This is a genomic window from Kitasatospora phosalacinea, from assembly GCF_000716545.1.
Classification (GTDB): Bacteria; Actinomycetota; Actinomycetes; order Streptomycetales; family Streptomycetaceae; genus Kitasatospora; species Kitasatospora phosalacinea.
This window is the reverse complement of sequence record NZ_JNWZ01000006.1, coordinates 106,910-124,916: the sequence shown is the minus strand read 5'-3', so window position 1 is coordinate 124,916 and position 18,007 is coordinate 106,910. Positions and strand designations below refer to the sequence as shown.

The window sequence follows — 18,007 nt, the reverse complement described above, 5'->3', positions numbered from 1 at the left end:
GTGTGGCGAGGGGGTTTCGCCCCTGTTTCACGGCCTTCGGCACAGGGCACACTGGAGGGAACGCGCGACGCTGCGCCTTCCCCCCATCCGCCCCCTGACCTGGGGATCAGTCCGGGATGTGGACGCAGGAATCCACTTCCCGGGCCAGGCGGCATCATGTAACCTGCACCGACAAATCGCATCAGGGCCAACGTCGTCCCTTTGCATGAAGCAACTGTTTACGACGACGGGAGAGCCGATGCTGTCTGCATCCATGCACTCCGGCCACGAGGACGCCAAGGCCACCGGCCCCTACGCCCTCGTTCCGGACGCGCGTCCCCAGGCCCAGGGTCTCTACGACCCGCGCAACGAGCACGACGCCTGCGGCGTCGGCTTCGTGGCCACGCTGACCGGCATCGCCGACCACAAGATCGTCGAGCAGGCGCTGACCGTCCTGCGCAACCTGGAGCACCGCGGCGCCACCGGCGCCGAGCCGGACTCCGGTGACGGCGCGGGCATCCTGACCCAGGTCCCGGACGCGTTCCTGCGCGCGAACACGGACTTCGAGCTGCCGGCCGCCGGCTCCTACGCGGTCGGCATCGCCTTCCTCCCGGTCGAGGACGAGGCGGCCGCCGCCGCGGCCACCCGGATCGAGGTCATCGCGGCCGAGGAGGGCCTGACCGTCCTCGGCTGGCGCGACGTCCCGGTCACCCCCGACCTGCTGGGCGCCACCGCCCGCTCCGTCATGCCGCGCTTCCGCCAGCTGTTCGTCACGCACGGCGAGCGCACCGGCATCGAGCTGGACCGGATCGCCTTCGTGCTGCGCAAGCGCGCCGAGCGCGAGGCCGGGGTGTACTTCCCCTCGCTCTCCGCCCGCACCCTGGTCTACAAGGGCATGCTGACCACCGGCCAGCTGGAGCCCTTCTTCCCCGACCTGTCGGACCGGCTCTACGCCTCCGCGATCGGCCTGGTGCACTCGCGCTTCTCCACCAATACCTTCCCGAGCTGGCCGCTCGCCCACCCGTACCGCTTCGTCGCGCACAACGGCGAGATCAACACGGTCAAGGGCAACCGCAACTGGATGACCGCCCGGGAGTCCCAGCTCGCCACCGACCTGATCCCCGGCGACCTGGACCGGATCTTCCCGATCTGCACCCCGGACCACTCCGACTCGGCGTCCTTCGACGAGGTCCTGGAGCTGCTCCACCTCGGCGGCCGCTCGCTGCCGCACGCGGTGCTGATGATGATCCCGGAGGCGTGGGAGAACCACGCCACCATGGACCCGGCCCGCCGCGCGTTCTACCAGTACCACTCCAACCTGATGGAGCCCTGGGACGGCCCGGCCTGCGTCACCTTCACCGACGGCACCCGGATCGGCGCGGTCCTGGACCGCAACGGCCTGCGCCCGGCCCGGTACTGGATCACCGAGGACGGCCTGGTCGTGCTCTCCTCCGAGGTCGGCGTGCTCGACATCGACCAGGAGAAGGTCACCAGGAAGGGCCGCCTGCAGCCCGGCCGGATGTTCCTGATCGACACCGCCGAGCACCGCATCGTCGAGGACGAGGAGATCAAGGCCGCCCTCGCCGCCGAGCACCCCTACGAGGAGTGGGTCGCCGCCGGGCAGATCCAGCTCGCCAAGCTCCCCGAGCGCGAGCACATCGCCCACACCCACGCCTCCGTCACCCGCCGCCAGCAGACCTTCGGCTACACCGAGGAGGAGCTGCGGGTCATCCTCGCGCCGATGGCCAAGACCGGCGGCGAGGCGCTCGGCTCGATGGGCACCGACTCGCCGATCGCCGCGCTCAGCGAGAAGCCGCGCCTGCTGTTCGACTACTTCACCCAGCTGTTCGCCCAGGTCACCAACCCGCCGCTGGACGCGATCCGCGAAGAGCTGGTCACCTCGCTGCACAGCAACCTCGGCCCCGAGGGCAACCTGCTGGACGCCTCCCCGGCGCACTGCCGCTCGGTCGGTATCACCTTCCCGGTGATCGACAACGACGAGCTGGCCAAGCTGGTCCACATCAACGTGGACGGCGACCAGCCCGGCCTGAAGGCCGTCACCCTCTCCGGCCTGTACAAGGTCGCCACCGGCGGCGAGGGCCTGGCCGCCCGCCTCGCCGAGATCGCCGCCGAGGCCGACGCCGCGATCGCCGACGGCGCCCGCATCATCGTCCTCTCCGACCGCCACTCGGACGCCGAGCACGCGCCGATCCCGTCGCTGCTGCTCACCTCGGCGATCCACCACCACCTGATCCGCACCAAGCAGCGCACCCAGGTGTCGCTGCTGGTCGAGGCCGGCGACGTCCGCGAGGTGCACCACGTCGCGCTGCTGGTCGGCTACGGCGCCGGCGCGGTCAACCCGTACCTGGCCATGGAGTCGGTCGAGGACCTGGTCGCCCAGGGCGTGTTCGTCTCGGGCATCGAGGCCGAGAAGGCGATCAAGAACCTGATCAAGGCGCTCGGCAAGGGCGTCCTGAAGGTGATGTCCAAGATGGGCATCTCCACCGTCGCCTCCTACCGCGGCGCGCAGGTCTTCGAGGCCATCGGCCTCTCCCAGGATCTGGTCGACGCCTACTTCGCGGGCACCACCACCAAGCTCGGCGGCATCGGCCTGGACGAGATCGCCAAGGAGACCGCCGCCCGCCACGCCAAGGCGTACCCGGCCTCCGGCATCTCCGCCGCGCACCGCGCGCTGGAGATCGGCGGCGAGTACCAGTGGCGCCGCGAGGGCGAGCCGCACCTGTTCGACCCGGAGACGGTCTTCCGCCTCCAGCACTCGACCCGCACCAAGCGCTACGACATCTTCAAGCAGTACACGGACCGGGTGAACGCCCAGTCCGAGCGCCTGATGACGCTGCGCGGCCTGTTCCAGCTGGACGGCCTCGGCCGGGCCCCGATCTCCATCGACGAGGTCGAGCCGGTCTCCGAGATCGTCAAGCGGTTCTCCACCGGCGCCATGTCCTACGGCTCCATCTCGATGGAGGCGCACGAGACGCTCGCCATCGCGATGAACCAGCTCGGCGGCAAGTCCAACACCGGCGAGGGCGGCGAGGACCCGGAGCGCCTGTACGACCCGGCGCGCCGCTCGGCGATCAAGCAGGTCGCCTCCGGCCGCTTCGGCGTCACCTCCGAGTACCTGGTCAACGCCGACGACATCCAGATCAAGATGGCCCAGGGCGCCAAGCCCGGCGAGGGCGGCCAGCTGCCCGGCCACAAGGTCTACCCGTGGGTGGCCAAGACCCGGCACTCGACCCCGGGCGTCGGCCTGATCTCCCCGCCGCCGCACCACGACATCTACTCCATCGAGGACCTGGCCCAGCTGATCCACGACCTCAAGAACGCCAACCCGCAGGCCCGCGTCCACGTGAAGCTGGTCTCCGAGGTCGGCGTGGGCACCGTCGCGGCCGGCGTCTCCAAGGCGCACGCCGACGTGGTGCTGATCTCCGGCCACGACGGCGGCACCGGCGCCTCCCCGCTGACCTCGCTCAAGCACGCGGGCGGCCCCTGGGAGCTCGGCCTCGCCGAGACCCAGCAGACCCTGCTGCTCAACGGCCTGCGCGACCGCATCGTGGTGCAGACCGACGGCCAGCTCAAGACCGGCCGCGACGTGGTCATCGCCGCCCTGCTGGGCGCCGAGGAGTTCGGCTTCGCGACCGCCCCGCTGGTGGTCTCCGGCTGCATCATGATGCGGGTGTGCCACCTGGACACCTGCCCGGTCGGCGTCGCCACCCAGAACCCGGTGCTGCGCGAGCGCTTCTCCGGCAAGCCCGAGTTCGTGGTCAACTTCTTCGAGTTCATCGCCGAGGAGGTCCGCGAGATCCTCGCCGAGCTCGGCTTCCGCTCGATCGAGGAGGCCGTCGGCCACGCCGAGCACATCAACGCCCAGGCCGCCATCGACCACTGGAAGGCCGCCGGGCTCGACCTGGCCCCGCTGTTCCACGTCCCGGCGCTGCCCGAGGGCGCGGCCCTGCACAACACCACGGGCCAGGACCACGCGCTCGACAAGGCCCTCGACAACCAGCTCATCGAGCTGGCCGAGGACGCCCTGGAGCGCGGCGAGGCCGTCCGCATCCAGCTGCCGATCCGCAACGTCAACCGCACCGTCGGCACCATGCTCGGCCACGAGGTGACCAAGCGGTACCGCGGCGCGGGCCTGCCCGAGGGCACCATCGACGTGACCTTCACCGGTTCGGCCGGCCAGTCCTTCGGCGCCTTCGTGCCCAAGGGCGTCACGCTCCGGCTGGAGGGCGACGCCAACGACTACGTCGGCAAGGGCCTGTCCGGCGGCGTGCTCGTGGTCCGTCCCGCCCGGGACGCCGCCGCGATCGGCGCCGACGCGCAGAACCACGTCATCGCCGGCAACACCATCGGCTACGGCGCCACCTCCGGCCGCATCCACCTGCGCGGCAAGGCCGGCGAGCGCTTCGCGGTCCGCAACTCCGGGGCTACCCTGGTGGTCGAGGGCGTGGGCGACCACGGCCTGGAGTACATGACCGGCGGCCGGGTGGTCATCCTCGGCGAGACCGGCCGCAACCTGGCGGCGGGCATGTCCGGCGGCATCGCCTACGTGCTCGACCTGCGCCCGGCCAACGTCAACAGCGGCATGGTGGGCATCGAGGCCCCCAGCGCCGCCGACCGCGACTGGCTGCGCGAGACCGTCCAGCAGCACTACGAGGAGACCGGCTCCACCGTCGCCGCCGAGCTCCTGGCCGACTGGGGCAGCGGGGTCTCCCGCTTCTCCAAGATCATGCCCACCGACTACAAGGCTGTGCTCGCCGCCAAGGACGCCGCTGAGCGCGATGGCCTCTCCGAGGTGGAGACCACTCGCAAGATGATGGAGGCGGCAAATGGCTGACCCCAAGGGCTTCCTGACCACGCCCAAGCAGCTGGCGGAGCGCCGTCCGGTGGACGTCCGGCTCCGTGACTGGAACGAGGTCTACGTCGAGCGCAGCCTCCTTCCGATCATCAGCAAGCAGGCCGGTCGCTGCATGGACTGCGGCATCCCGTTCTGCCACAACGGCTGCCCGCTCGGGAACCTGATCCCCGAGTGGAACGACCTCGCCTACCGGGACGACTGGTCCGGCGCGATCGAGCGGCTGCACGCCACCAACAACTTCCCGGAGTTCACCGGCCGCCTGTGCCCGGCTCCGTGCGAGTCGGCGTGCGTGCTCGGCATCAACCAGGACGCGGTGACCATCAAGAACGTCGAGGTCACCATCATCGACAAGGCCTGGGACCGCGGCGGGGTCACCCCGCAGGTCCCCGAGCGCCTGTCCGGCAAGACCGTCGCCGTGATCGGCTCCGGCCCGGCCGGCCTGGCCGCCGCCCAGCAGCTCACCCGGGCCGGGCACACCGTGGTGGTGTACGAGCGCGCCGACCGCATCGGCGGCCTGCTGCGCTACGGCATCCCCGAGTTCAAGATGGAGAAGCGCCACATCAACCGCCGCATCGAGCAGATGCGCGCGGAGGGCACCCGCTTCCGCACCGGCGTCGAGGCCGGCGTCGACATCAGCGGCCAGGACCTGCGCTCGCGCTTCGACGCGGTCGTCATCGCGGCCGGCGCCACCACCGCCCGCGACCTGCCCGTCCCCGGCCGGGAGCTGAACGGCGTCCACCAGGCGATGGAGTACCTGCCGCTGGCCAACAAGGTCCAGGAGGGCGACTACGTCGACTCCCCGATCTCGGCCAAGGGCAAGCACGTGGTCGTCATCGGCGGCGGCGACACCGGCGCGGACTGCGTCGGCACCGCGCACCGCCAGGGCGCCCTCTCCGTCACCCAGCTGGAGATCATGCCGCGGCCGTCCGAGGACCGCCCGGCCAACCAGCCCTGGCCGACCATGCCGATGACCTACAAGGTCACCTCGGCCCACGAGGAGGGCGGCGAGCGGATCTACTCCGTCTCCACCACCCACTTCGCCGGCGACGAGGACGGCAACGTCCAGGAGCTGCACCTGGTCGAGGTCGAGTTCAAGGACGGCAGGTTCGAGCCCGTCCCCGGCAGCGAGAAGGTCATCCCGGCCCAGCTCGTCACCCTCGCCATGGGCTTCACCGGCACCGACGTCAAGAACGGCCTCGTGGAGCAGCTCGGCGTCGACCTCGACGCCCGCGGCAACGTCGCCCGCGACGGCAAGTTCGGCACCAACGTCGACGGGGTGTACGTTTGCGGTGACGCCGGTCGCGGCCAGTCGCTGATCGTCTGGGCGATCGCGGAGGGCCGTTCGGCCGCCTCGGCGGTCGACAGGTACCTGGGCGGCAAGACCGCGCTCCCCGCCCCGATCAAGCCGACCGACCGCTCGCTGGTGGTCTGACCGACCACCGCCCCGAGAACGCCCACGCCCCCCGCGAGGGGGGTACGGCCGACAAACACCGACCCGCCAGAGCCGCCGGGACCCGGTCATCACGACGCCTGCCCACTCCCCGACCAGGTAAGGGCAGGCGTCGTTGTCCGTTCTCCGGCGGGTTTCAGGCCGTCGGGACCTTGTCCAGGAAGCCGACCACGGTGGCGATCCGGCCGTCCTCGGTGGCGGTGAGGACGTCGAAGCCGATCACCAGGGGCTCCGCGGCGCCCTCCGGGGCCAGCTCCCAGGTGAAGCGGGCGACGTCGTGGTGGGCGTCGACCGGGCCGCCGAGGCGGAAGACCAGCCCGGCGAACTGGTCCTGGACGGCGGCCAGGGTGGCGTCGAACTGCTCGTGGCCGCGGGCCTCCACCAGCGGGTCGGTGTAGCTGCCGTCGGCGGCCCAGGTCTCCTCGACCAGCTTGCGGCGGGCGGCCGGGTCGGTCTCGTTCCAGGCGGCGAGGTAGCGCTCGGCGAGGTTCTGCAGGTCCATCGTGGGCTCCTTCGTTCTGCTTCGTTCTCCGTGGTTCCCCTTGCGGGACAAGACGTTACGGAGACCGGGAGCCCGGGGAATCGGTCGCGTATAGGTAGGGTCGACCCATGCTGTACGGACGGGGGACGGAACGGGCGGCGGTCGACCGGCTGCTCGCGGCGGCAACCGGGGGGCGGGCCGGGGCACTGGTGCTGCGCGGCGAGCCGGGCATCGGCAAGAGCGCGCTGCTGGACGCGGTGGCCGGCGCGGCCACCGGGTGGCGGGTGCTGCGGGCGGCCGGGGTGGAGTCGGAGGCCAGCCTGCCGTACGCCGTGCTCAGCCAGCTGCTGGCACCCGTACTGGGCGAGCTCGACGGCCTGCCCGGGCCGCAACGGGCCGCGCTGGAACGCACGTTGGGGCTGGCGGACGGCCCGCCCGGCGACCGGCTGCTGGTCGGCCTCGCGGTGCTGACGCTGCTGGGCGACCTCGCCGATCACCGGCCGGTGCTGGTCCTGCTGGACGACGAGCAGTGGGCCGACCCGGAGTCCGCCGCGGCGCTGCGGCTCGCCGCCCGCCGACTGGGCGCGGAGCGCGTCGCGCTGCTGCTGGCCACCCGGGACGACGGGCCGGACCGGACCGGGCTGCCCGAACTGCGGGTGGAGCCGCTCGCCGAACCCGACGCGGCCGCCCTGCTGGCCTCGGTCGCGCCGGGGCTCGCCGACCCGGCCGCGGTGCTGCGCGCCGCCCGGGGCAACCCGCTGGCGCTGCGCGAACTGCCCGCCGCCGGCGCCTCCGGCGCCCTGCCGCCCGCCGGACGGCTGCGGCTGGCCTACCACGGCCAGGTCAGCCGGCTGCCCGCCGCCGCCCAGCGCTGGCTGCTGCTGGCCGCGCTGGAGGAGAGCGGCGAGCTGGAGGTGCTGCTGCGGGCCGCGCAGGACAGCGGGCTGGCCCCGGACGACCTGGCGCCCGCCGAACGGCAGGGCCTGCTGAGCGTCGACCTGGCGGCCGGCCGGGTCGCCTTCCGGCACCCGCTGCTGCGCTCCGCCCTGGTCGACCGGGCGCCGCTCGCCGACCGGCTGGACGCCCACCGGGCGCTGGCCGGCGCCTACCGGCCCGACCAGGCGCTGCGGCGGGCCTGGCACCGGGCGCTGGCGGCCGGCGGACGGGACGCCGGGGCGGCGGCGGAACTGGCGGCGGCGGCCGGCGCGGCCGCCTCCCGCGGCGGGCACACCGGCGCGTCGGCGGCCTACGAGCGGGCCGCCCGGCTCAGCCCCGACCCGGAACTGGCCCGGAAGTGGACGGTGGAGGCGGTGGAGGCCGCGCTGGAGGCCGGTGAGGTGGAGCGCGCCGAGCGGCTCGCCGCCGCCGCCGACCGCCCCGACGCCGACCCGGTCACCCGGGCCCACCTGCTGTTCGCCCGCGGCGTCGCCGAGTTCTGGCGCGGCGAGAACCGCTCCGCGCACCGGCGGCTGACCGACGCCGCCGCCCTGGTCGCCGAGGAGCACCCCGGCCCGGCGGCCCGCGTCCTGGTGCAGGCCGTGCACGTCGCCTGGTACGACGAACTCCCGTCCGTGCGGCGGGCCCTGGCGTCGCTCGCCGGGCTCCCGCTGCCGGACGGCGACCCGCTGGCCCCGGTGGCGCGCTACCTGGCCGCCGCGCTGGGCGGCGCGGACGGCCCGTCGCTGCCCGAGGCCGAGCGGGCGGCCCGGGCGGCCGGCGCCGCCGTCCCCGTCGACCTGGTGCTGCCCTGCGGGGCCGGGCTGGTGCCCGGCCACGACGCCGAGGTGCTGGACCTCTCCCGCCGCCTGGTCCGCGAGGCCCGCGAGAGCGGCGCCTTCGGGACGCTGCCCACCCTGCTGTTCTTCCTCGCCGAGGCCGAACTCTTCGACGGCCGCCCCGCCCTGGCCGCCGACCACGCCGCCGAGGCGCTGCGGCTGGCCCAGGACAGCGGGCAGCCGCTGTGGACCGGCCAGCTGCACGGCTTCCAGGCGTACCTGGCCGCGGCCCGCGGCGAGGCCGGGCCCTGCCGGGAGCAGGCCGCCGCGGCCTTCGCCCGGGGCGGCGCCGGCACCCCCTGGGCCCGCTGGGGGCTCGGCCTGCTCGACCTCGGCGCGGGCCGGGCCGAGGACGCCCACGGGCAGCTGGCCGCGCTCACCGGCGGCGCGCACGGCTACCACGTCTGTGCCGTCCGCGCGGTGCCCGACCTGGTGGAGGCCGCGGTCCGGCTGCGCCGCGGCGAGGAGTGCGCCGAGCCGCTGGCCCGCTTCGAGCGGTGGGCGGAGCGCTCCGGCCGGCCCTGGGCCCGCGCCCTGGTGCACCGCTGCCACGCGCTGCTCGCCCCCGACGAGTTCGCCGAGGACCTCTACCTCCGGGCGCTGGCCCGGCACGCCGAACAGCCCCGCCCCTGGGAGCAGGCCCGCACCGAGCTGCTGTACGGCGAGTGGCTGCGCCGCGTCCGCCGCCGGGCCGAGGCCAGGGCGCCGCTGCGCTCCGCCGAGCAGGCGCTGCGCCGGCTGGGCGCCGGGCCCTGGGCCGAGCGGGCCCGGCTGGAGCTGGACGCGACCGGCGCGCCCGCCGCCGCCGGCCCGGCCCGGACGGTGGCCGGGCTGACCCCGCAGGAGTCGCAGATCGTCCGGCTGGCCGCGCAGGGCCTGTCCAACCGGGACATCGCCGCGCAGCTGTTCCTGAGCGCCCGGACCGTCGGGCACCACCTGTACAAGGCCTACCCGAAGCTCGGGGTGAGCTCCCGGACCGACCTCGCGGAGGTGCTGCCCGCGCTGTCCTGAGCGGAGTCGAAACCCGCGCCAGTACAACGGATTGGCCAAATGCCGGAAGGACCTCGCGGAGTGTCGCCGCCCAGTGGCAGACTGCTTCCCACGAGGTCCACTCGGCGTTCCTGGGGCGGAGGGTTTGCAATGACGGGCCTGCAGACGGGCAGCGGTGCGACCGCGCGTCGCATCCAGTTGGGCGCCCAGTTGCGGCGCCTGCGCGAGGCCCGCGGCGTGACCCGGGAGGACGCCGGGTACTCGATCCGGGCCTCGGAGTCGAAGATCAGCCGGATGGAGCTCGGCCGGGTCGGCTTCAAGCAGCGCGACGTGGCGGACCTGCTGACGCTCTACGGCGTCGACGACGAGGAGTCCCGCGCCGCCCTGCTCGGCCTGGTCGGCGGCACCAACGCCCCGTCCTGGTGGCACGGTTACGGAGACGTGGTGCCCGGCTGGTTCCAGACGTACCTCAACCTGGAGGACGCGGCCGACCTGGTGCGCAGCTACGAGGTGCAGTTCGTGCCCGGCCTGCTGCAGACCCCCGAGTACGCGTACGCGGTGATGCGGGCCGGCAGCCCCGCCGCGTCCGAGGAGGAGATCGGGCGCCGGGCCGCGGTCCGGATGCGCCGGCAGGAGCGCTTCCTCGCCGAGGGGGCGACGGCCCGGCTGGAGCTGATCGTCGACGAGACGGCGCTGCGCCGCCCCTGCGGGGGGCCGGAGGTGATGCGGGCGCAGCTGGCGCGGCTGTCGGAGCTGTCGCTGCGCGGGACGATCAGCCTGCGGGTGCTGCCGCTGGGGATGGGCGCGCTGGCGGCCGACAGCGGGGCGTTCACGGTGCTGTGCTTCCCCGAGCCGGACTTGGCGGACGTGGTCTACGTCGAGCAGTTCACCACCGCGCTGTACCTGGACAAGCCGGCCGAGGTGGCCGAGTACGCGACGGCGCTGGAGCGGGTGTCGGCGGCCGCGCTGGGCGAGGAGGAGACCAGGGGACTTCTCGCGGAGATCCTCCGGACCACCTGATCCCCAATTAGGATGACGATCCGTCAGTAGGTGTTATTCGGCGCCGAAGGGGATCGGATGTCCTTGATCGCGGAACTCGCCCAGCAGTACATCGACGGCCGGTGGCGGCCCGGTACCGGCTCCTGGGACATCGTGGACCTGGACCCCTTCACCGGCGAGAAGCTCGCCTCGTTCACGGTCGCCACCGCCGAGGAGATCGACCAGGCCTACCGCGCCGCCGAACGGGCCCAGCCCGACTGGGCGGCCACCAGCCCGTACGAGCGCCGGCTGGTCTTCGAACGGGCGCTGCGGGTGGTCGAGGAGCGCGAGGCGGAGATCCTCCAGGTGATGACCGCCGAGCTCGGCGGCACGCTGATGAAGTCCGCCTTCGAACTCTCCCTGGTCAAGGACATGCTGCGGGAGGCCGGCTCGCTGGCGCTGCGCGCCGAGGGGAAGATCCTGCCCTCGCCGGTGCCCGGCAAGGAGAACCGGCTCTACCGCCTCCCGGTCGGCGTGGTCGGCGTGATCAGCCCGTTCAACGCCCCGGTCTTCCTCTCGCTCAAGGCCGTCGCCCCGGCGCTCGCCCTCGGCAACGCGGTCGTCCTCAAGCCGCACCAGGACGCCCCGGTGGCCGGCGGCACCCTGATCGCCAAGGTCTTCGAGGAGGCCGGGCTGCCGGCCGGCCTGCTGAACGTCGTCCTCACCGACATCGCCGAGATCGGCGACGCGTTCATCGAGCACCCGGTGCCCAAGGTGATCGCCTTCACCGGCTCCGACGCCGTCGGGCGGCACGTCGCCGCCGTCGCCGGCGGCCACCTCAAGCGCACCGTCCTCGAACTCGGCGGCAACAGCGCGCTGGTGGTCCTCGACGACGCCGACCTCGACTACGCGGTGGACGCCGCCGTCGCCAGCCGCTTCGTCCACCAGGGCCAGATCTGCATGGCCGCCAACCGGATCCTGGTCGACCGCGCGCTGTTCGCCGAGTTCAGCGAGAAGTTCACCGCCAAGGTCGCCTCGCTGTCGGTCGGCGACCCCGGCGACCCCGGCACCGACCTCGGCCCGCTCATCAACGCCGCCCAGGCCGAGGCGATCACCGCCGAGGTCGACCGCGCGCTGGCGGCCGGCGCCCGCGCCCTGCTGCACGGCTCGACCGTCGGCACCCTGGTCCGCCCGACCGTCCTGACCGACATCCCCGCCGACGACCCGATCCTGCACCGCGAGGTGTTCGGCCCGGTCGCGCTGCTGATCCCCTTCGACGGCGAGGACGAGGCCGTCCGGATCGCCAACGACACGCCCTTCGGCCTGTCCGGCGCGGTGCACACCGCGAACGTCGAACGCGGCGTGCGGTTCGCCCAGCGGATCGACACCGGCATGATCCACGTCAACGACGGGACGATCGCGGACGAGCCGGTCGTGCCGTTCGGCGGCGAGAAGGGCTCCGGCGTCGGGCGCCTGAACGGCGACACCAGCCTGGACGCGTTCACCACGGTGAAGTGGATATCGATCCAGCACGGGCGCTCGCGCTTCCCGTTCTAGGGACGGGTGGAGCCTCGCCGAGCGGGCGCGAAGCCGGGGGCGCGGGGAACTGCGCGAAGGGGGCCGCACGTCAGCAAGGTCGCGGACCGACCGGGCTCGGTGCCGGGGCAGTTGCGGGAGGCCGTCGGCGAGGCCGAGGACGGTGCGGGTGCCGAGCGGGCGGGAGAGCCGGAACTGGACCGGCGCGGCGCTGATGCCCGCCGGGTACCCTCCCCCGGGCCGTGGTCGGTGGCCGGACAGGGCTTGGACGGGCCCGGGCGGGAAGCGGTTCCCGGGGCGCGCGGGGGGCCGTCCGGGACGGAACTCCCGGACGGCCCCGGACCGGGCCTAGAAGACCGGCACGCCGGCCCGGACCAGGCGCCAGCCGCCCTGGCCGGAGAAGTCGGCCGGGTCGATGACGCCCTTGGCCTTCACCCAGGCGATCATCGTGTTGCGGATCTCGTCGGAGTCGGCCCACACCTGCTGGGCGGCGGCGACGTGCGGGAAGTTGCCGCCGCCGTTGGCCCGGTAGTTGTTGACGGCGAGGACGAACTTCGCCGCCGGGTCGACCGCCGCGCCCTGGTGCGACAGGTTGACGATCCGGCTGCCGACCGGCTGCGCGATGTCGATGTCGTAGGACAGGCCGTAGATCGAGTCGTAGTTGTAGTCGGGGGTGTTGTTGGCCTGGTTGGTCAGGGTGGCCGGGTCGATCGGGGCGCCGGGGGCGACCTGGGCGTAGTACTTGGCGGAGTACTCCAGGTAGTCCTTGAGCTGGGCGCCGGTCAGGATCCGGGCCTCCAGGGTGTTCTCGTAGATGTACAGGCCGGCCGCGTCGCGCAGCTTGACCTCGCCGGCCGGGATGACCGCGGTGCGGTTGAACGGCGCGGCCTGGGCGAGCACCGGCAGGCTCGCGTACTGGCCGCCGGCCAGCGCGTCGCGCACCGCGTCGGCCTGGACGCGGCCGATCAGGTCGATGATCGGGGTGTCCTTGAACCGGGACTCGGCGATGGAGAGGGTCTCCTTGCAGGTGCCGATGACCTGGTTGACGTAGGCGACGACCTTCTGGTGCTGGTCCTTGACCAGCTTGACGACCGCCGGGTCCTCGGCGACGGTGTTGGAGTTCAGCAGCCGCGCGCTGACGCCGGTGACGGTCCACTCGCCGCGGGCGAACTCGACCTCGAAGTCGAAGCAGGTCAGCCGCTCGCCCCAGAGCGCCGGCTCGGACAGCACGACGTTCTTGCCGGTCTTCTCGTTGACCACGATCCGCTGCGGGATCTCCTTGTGGGCGTGGCCGACCAGGATCGCGTCGATGCCGGGCACGGTCGCGGCGATCTCGGCGCCCGCGTTCTCCGAGTAGGGCAGCTGGTCGCCCCAGGAGGAGGTGCCGTCCACGCCGGTGTGCGCGGTGATCACGACCACGTCGGCGCCGGCCGCGCGGACCTTGGGGACCCACTTGGCGGCGATCTCCGGGATGCCCGGGAAGGCCAGCTGCCCCTGCACGTTGGCCTTGTCCCAGATGGCGATGCCGGGGTTGGTCAGGCCGAGGATGCCGACCCGGAGCGGGCGGCCGTGGCCGAGGCGCAGCTCGCGGATCACGTACGGCGGGAAGGCCGGCTTCTCGTCCTTGACGTTGACCGCGTTGGCGCCCAGCAGCGGGAAGTCCAGCTGCGCCTGGTAGGCGCGCAGCAGCGGGATGCCGTAGTTGAACTCGTGGTTGCCGAGCGCGGCGGCGTCGTAGCCGATGGCGTTCATCGCGGCGGCCATCGGGTGGCGCGGGGCCTTCTTGCCGGTGATCGGCTCGATCCGGGCGAAGTAGTAGGAGAGCTGGGTGCCCTGGATGGTGTCGCCGGCGTCGATCAGCAGGGTGCGGCCGTGGCCCTTCTCCCGGCGGACCTGCTGGACCAGGGTGGAGATCTTGGCCAGGCCGACGTCGTTGTGGGCGGCGTCGTCGTACTCGGAGTCGGTGAAGTACTCCCAGTTGAGGACGTGGCCGTGCAGGTCGGTGGTGCCCATCACGGTGAAGGCGGCCTTGAACGGGACGGGGCCCTTGCCGCGGGCCTCGTCCCGGTCGTGGTCCGCGGCGGCGGCGGGGGCGGCCGCGAGGCCGCCGGCCAGGGCGGCGCCGGCCGCGGTGGCGGCGGAGCGGGTGACGAAGTCACGGCGGTTCAGGGGCATCGAGGACTCCAAGTCGGGCGGTACGGGCGGTCAGCGGGCGTCCGGGCCGGGGCAGACGGTACCCCGCCACCCGTGGTGACGCGCGTAGAAAACGCGTCTGGCAGTCTGCCGCTTTCCGGCCGCCGGGGCCAGACCCTCCGGCCGTCCAACGGGTGAGACGTGGGTGACCTCCGTGTGACGCGGCCCCGCCGGACCGCACGCGCGTGCGTCAATCCGGGCCCCGGGCGCTCACCCCGCGCGCCACCCGCCGCACGCTGCGGGCCCGTTCACCAAATCTTTCGCCAACTGCCATGGGGGGACTGGCCGGAACCGCGCTGTTACGACCCGGTAATGCCTAGGCTCTGCTGTATGCGCCGAGCAAAAATCGTTTGTACTCTCGGGCCTGCCGCGGACTCGTACGACCAGATCAAGGCCCTGGTCGACGCGGGCATGGACATCGCCCGACTGAACCTCAGCCACGGCTCCCACGCGGAGCACGAGGACCGTTACCACCGGGTCCGCAAGGCCTCGGACGAGTCGGGCCGCAGCGTCGGTGTGCTGGCCGACCTGCAGGGCCCGAAGATCCGCCTCGCCACCTTCGCTGACGGGCCCGTCCTGCTGGAGCGCGGGGACGAGTTCACCATCACCGTCGACGACGTCCCCGGGGACCGGGAGATCTGCGGCACCACGTACAAGGGCCTGGCCGCGGACGTCTCGCGCGGCGAGCGGATCCTGGTGGACGACGGCCGGGTCTGCCTGGAGGTCACCCACGTCGAGGGCCCCCGGGTGCACTGCATCGTCATCGAGGGCGGCCTGGTCTCCGACCACAAGGGGCTCAACCTCCCCGGCGTCGCCGTCTCGGTGCCCGCGCTCTCCGACAAGGACGTCGAGGACCTGCGCTGGGCGCTGCGGACCGGGGCCGACATCATCGCGCTGTCGTTCGTGCGCAGCGGGAGGGACGTCGAGGAGGTGCACCGGATCATGGCCGAGGAGGGCCGCCGGATCCCGGTCATCGCCAAGATCGAGAAGCCGCAGGCGGTGGAGAACCTGGAGTCCATCGTGGACGCCTTCGACGGCATCATGGTCGCCCGCGGCGACCTGGGCGTCGAACTCCCGCTGGAGCAGGTGCCGATCGTCCAGAAGCGCGCCGTCAAGCTGGCCAAGCGCAACGCCAAGCCGGTCATCGTCGCCACCCAGATGCTGGACTCGATGATCAACGCCTCCCGGCCGACCCGCGCCGAGGCGTCCGACGTCGCCAACGCGGTGCTGGACGGCACCGACGCGGTGATGCTCTCCGGCGAGACCTCGGTCGGCAAGTACCCGGTCGAGACGGTCAAGACCATGGCCCGGATCGTCGCGGCCGCCGAGGAGGACATCCTGGCCGCGGGCCTGCCGCCGCTCACCGACAAGAACAAGCCCCGCACCCAGGGCGGCGCGGTCGCCCGGGCCGCCGCCGAGATCGGCGACTTCCTGGACGCCAAGTACCTGGTCGCGTTCACCCAGAGCGGCGACACCGCCCGCCGGCTGACCCGCTACCGCTCGCCGATCCCGGTCCTGGCGTTCACCTACGAGCCCGCCGTGCGCAGCCAGTTGGCGCTCACCTGGGGCGTGGAGACCTTCCTCGGCCCGTTCGTCACCACCACCGACGAGCTGGTCGCCCAGGTCGACTCCGCGCTGCTGAGCCTGGGCCGCTGCAAGCCCGGCGACGTCGTGATCATCACCGCCGGCTCCCCGCCCGGCCTGGCCGGCTCCACCAACCTGGTGCGCGTCCACCACGTCGGCGAACTGGACAACTGACGCCCCGCGCCGCGCGGAGCCTGACGGGGTGTCAGGCTCCCCGCGCCGGGGCCCGGCACGTTGTCGGTAGCATGCCCCGGGTGGTGTCCCGGGGCCGGGGCCGCACCGGAACCGGGGGGAAGACGCAGGTTGATACGCCGCCGCATCGCAGTGGTCTGGACCGCGGTCGTCCTTGTCGCGGGCTGCACGCCCTACGGTGCGGACACCCTGCGGGCGGTGCGGTCCAGCGGTCCCGCCCGGCCGCCCTCCCGGACCGTGACCCTGGACCGGACCGCCTGGTGGGGCGGCGACTCCTACCGGCTCACCGCGCTGACCACCACCGTGCAGCCGGACGGCCGGACTTCGGTCGAACTCGTCCTGGGCGTCGCCATCGAGTCCCCGGTGCCGGTCGCCGCCGCCCTGCCCCGGGCCACCCTGGAGTCCGACGGGGTCACCGTCAGCGGCCCGCTGGAGATGACGCCGCCGCCGTACGGCCGCGCCTCGCTGACCGCCACCGTGCAGGACGTCGGCACCCCCGGGCAGGAACTCGACCCCGACCGGCTCGCGCTGGTCCTCACCGCCCCCGGCTCGGCCCGCGCGGTGATCCCGGTCGGCACCCGGCCCGGCCAGGACCAGGTGGACCTGGCCCCGACCCCGCTGCGCCCCTCGGCGGACACCGTGCGGGCCGGCCGCTACCGGCTCGCGCTGGCCTCCGCCCGGCTGCGCGAGGACTGCGGCGGCGGGACGGGCACCGCGCCCACCGTCCTGCTCGGCACCGTCCCGGTCGTCCCGCGGGTGCTGAGCGCCCCGAAGCCGGGCCGGCACGCGGTCGAGGTGCTGTTCGAGGCCCCGGCCGGCACCACCCCCGACGGCCTGCTGCTGCACCTGACGCTCCCGGACGGGCGGCGGCTCGCCCCCGGCGTCCCGGTCGGCGCCACGCCCTACCCCGACCCGACGGGCCGGGTCAGCCTGGCGGCCTGGTTCGACTTCTACGGGGACACCGCGGGGACGTACACCCTGGAGGCGGTGGACGGGCAGCGGCCGGACGACCCGGCGGTGCTCACGCTGGTGGCCGGTTGAGGGCGACGGCTCCGAGGCGGCGCGGCCTCGGAGCCGGTGGAACGGGGTGCCCCGAGTGGGATTCGAACCCACACCGGACGGTGTTTGAGACCGTTGCCTCTGCCGATTGGGCTATCGGGGCCCAGCGGATCGAAGGTCGGACCCCCCACCCGTGGTGAACCAAACATACCGTGTCTGGGTAGGCTCATGCATGCAGCACCCCGCCGGACCGAGGAGCCCCGTGAGCACCGCCGACGAGCAGGCCCAGCCGCTTGACACCGACCCGCCCCAGATCACCCGAATCGTCATCGCCGAGGACGAGGCACTGATCCGCCTCGACCTCAAGGAGATGCTGGAGGAGGAGGGCTACACCGTCGTCGGCGAGGCCGGTGACGGGGAGAGCGCGGTCAGGCTGGTCGAGGAGCTCAAGCCCGACCTGGCCATCCTGGACGTGAAGATGCCCGTCCTGGACGGCCTCTCGGCCGCCGAGCGGATCCACGAGCAGCACCTCGCCCCGGTGCTGATGCTCACCGCGTTCTCCCAGCGCGAACTGGTCGACCGGGCCCGCGACGCCGGCGCGATGGCGTACATCGTCAAGCCGTTCAGCAAGAGCGACCTCGTCCCGGCGATCGAGATGGCGGTCTCCCGCTACACCGAGATGCGCACCCTGGAACAGGAGATCGCGGACCTCTCGCAGCGGCTGGAGACCCGCAAGCTGGTCGACCGCGCCAAGAGCGTGCTGCAGACCAAGTTCGGCCTGAACGAGCCCGCCGCGTTCCGCTGGATCCAGAAGACCTCGATGGACCGCCGGATGACCATGGCCGCCGTCGCCGAGGCCGTGATCGAGGAGGGCGCCGCCCAGGACCGCAAGAAGGCCGAGGCCGCCGAGGGCTGAACCGGCCCCGCCGCACGCGCGAGCGCCCCCGCCCGAACCGGGCGGGGGCGCTCGCACG

At 73.1% G+C, this 18,007-nt stretch carries 10 protein-coding genes and 1 tRNA gene; 8 read left to right on the top strand and 3 right to left on the bottom strand.

Going from position 1 to position 18,007, the window contains the following annotated elements:
- Positions 1–253: 253 nt before the first annotated feature.
- Both gltB and OO48_RS04815 read left to right on the top strand, forming a co-directional pair.
- Positions 254–4,834 carry a glutamate synthase large subunit gene (gltB, locus tag OO48_RS04820; protein ID WP_209439435.1) on the top strand — a complete coding sequence of 1,527 codons (4,581 nt, stop codon included), beginning with the start codon at positions 254–256 and terminating at the stop codon, positions 4,832–4,834.
- On the top strand, positions 4,827–6,287 hold the full coding sequence (locus tag OO48_RS04815) for a glutamate synthase subunit beta (protein ID WP_033213036.1): 1,461 nt from the start codon (positions 4,827–4,829) through the stop codon (positions 6,285–6,287). The genes gltB and OO48_RS04815 overlap by 8 nt, the downstream gene beginning before the upstream one ends.
- A 154-nt stretch (positions 6,288–6,441) precedes the next feature.
- Here OO48_RS04815 and OO48_RS04810 read toward each other — a convergent pair whose 3' ends face one another.
- Positions 6,442–6,807, bottom strand: a complete 366-nt coding sequence (locus OO48_RS04810) for a nuclear transport factor 2 family protein (protein ID WP_033213035.1) — start codon at positions 6,805–6,807, stop codon at positions 6,442–6,444.
- Between the two features lie 107 nt (positions 6,808–6,914).
- Here OO48_RS04810 and OO48_RS04805 point away from each other — a divergent pair, with 107 nt between their 5' ends.
- The 3 genes from OO48_RS04805 to OO48_RS04795 all read left to right on the top strand — a co-directional run bounded on the left by OO48_RS04805 (position 6,915) and on the right by OO48_RS04795 (position 12,086).
- Positions 6,915–9,572 carry a helix-turn-helix transcriptional regulator gene (locus tag OO48_RS04805; protein ID WP_033213033.1) on the top strand — a complete coding sequence of 886 codons (2,658 nt, stop codon included), beginning with the start codon at positions 6,915–6,917 and terminating at the stop codon, positions 9,570–9,572.
- Between the two features lie 129 nt (positions 9,573–9,701).
- On the top strand, positions 9,702–10,571 hold the full coding sequence (locus tag OO48_RS04800) for a helix-turn-helix domain-containing protein (RefSeq protein WP_033213032.1): 870 nt from the start codon (positions 9,702–9,704) through the stop codon (positions 10,569–10,571).
- Between the two features lie 57 nt (positions 10,572–10,628).
- The gene (locus tag OO48_RS04795) at positions 10,629–12,086 is read left to right on the top strand and encodes an aldehyde dehydrogenase family protein (RefSeq protein WP_033213030.1); all 1,458 of its coding nucleotides are present in this window, start codon (positions 10,629–10,631) and stop codon (positions 12,084–12,086) included.
- Between the two features lie 327 nt (positions 12,087–12,413).
- On the opposite strand, the gene OO48_RS04790 is transcribed toward OO48_RS04795, so the two are convergent.
- Positions 12,414–14,240, bottom strand: coding sequence for a bifunctional metallophosphatase/5'-nucleotidase (locus tag OO48_RS04790; RefSeq protein WP_033213029.1), 1,827 nt, complete (start codon positions 14,238–14,240; stop codon positions 12,414–12,416).
- Positions 14,241–14,588: 348 nt separating this feature from the next.
- Between OO48_RS04790 and pyk the strand changes: the two genes are divergently transcribed.
- Together pyk and OO48_RS04780 are read left to right on the top strand one after the other, a co-directional pair.
- Complete coding sequence (gene pyk / locus OO48_RS04785; protein ID WP_033213027.1) at positions 14,589–16,016, top strand: pyruvate kinase; 1,428 nt, start codon at positions 14,589–14,591, stop codon at positions 16,014–16,016.
- 255 nt (positions 16,017–16,271) lie between these two features.
- Positions 16,272–17,075 (top strand): hypothetical protein, encoded by an 804-nt coding sequence (locus OO48_RS04780; protein ID WP_157845378.1) that lies wholly within the window; start codon positions 16,272–16,274, stop codon positions 17,073–17,075.
- 47 nt (positions 17,076–17,122) lie between these two features.
- Here OO48_RS04780 and OO48_RS04775 read toward each other — a convergent pair.
- A tRNA-Leu gene (locus OO48_RS04775) sits at positions 17,123–17,196 on the bottom strand.
- A gap of 69 nt (positions 17,197–17,265) precedes the next feature.
- Between OO48_RS04775 and OO48_RS04770 the strand changes: the two genes are divergently transcribed.
- Positions 17,266–17,949: an ANTAR domain-containing response regulator gene (locus tag OO48_RS04770; protein WP_033213025.1), complete on the top strand. Its 684-nt coding sequence runs from the start codon at positions 17,266–17,268 to the stop codon at positions 17,947–17,949.
- The last annotated feature ends 58 nt before the right edge of the window (positions 17,950–18,007 follow it).

What these genes read in the sequence shown, in the direction of transcription:
- OO48_RS04795 (WP_033213030.1), top strand. Translation starts at nt 10,629, where the DNA reads ATGTCCTTGATCGCGGAACTCGCCCAGCAGTACATCGACGGCCGGTGG.
- pyk (WP_033213027.1), top strand. Translation starts at nt 14,589, where the DNA reads ATGCGCCGAGCAAAAATCGTTTGTACTCTCGGGCCTGCCGCGGACTCG.
- OO48_RS04790 (WP_033213029.1), bottom strand. Translation starts at nt 14,240, where the DNA reads ATGCCCCTGAACCGCCGTGACTTCGTCACCCGCTCCGCCGCCACCGCG.
- OO48_RS04800 (WP_033213032.1), top strand. Translation starts at nt 9,702, where the DNA reads ATGACGGGCCTGCAGACGGGCAGCGGTGCGACCGCGCGTCGCATCCAG.
- OO48_RS04810 (WP_033213035.1), bottom strand. Translation starts at nt 6,807, where the DNA reads ATGGACCTGCAGAACCTCGCCGAGCGCTACCTCGCCGCCTGGAACGAG.
- OO48_RS04805 (WP_033213033.1), top strand. Translation starts at nt 6,915, where the DNA reads ATGCTGTACGGACGGGGGACGGAACGGGCGGCGGTCGACCGGCTGCTC.
- OO48_RS04815 (WP_033213036.1), top strand. Translation starts at nt 4,827, where the DNA reads ATGGCTGACCCCAAGGGCTTCCTGACCACGCCCAAGCAGCTGGCGGAG.
- OO48_RS04770 (WP_033213025.1), top strand. Translation starts at nt 17,266, where the DNA reads ATGCAGCACCCCGCCGGACCGAGGAGCCCCGTGAGCACCGCCGACGAG.
- gltB (WP_209439435.1), top strand. Translation starts at nt 254, where the DNA reads ATGCACTCCGGCCACGAGGACGCCAAGGCCACCGGCCCCTACGCCCTC.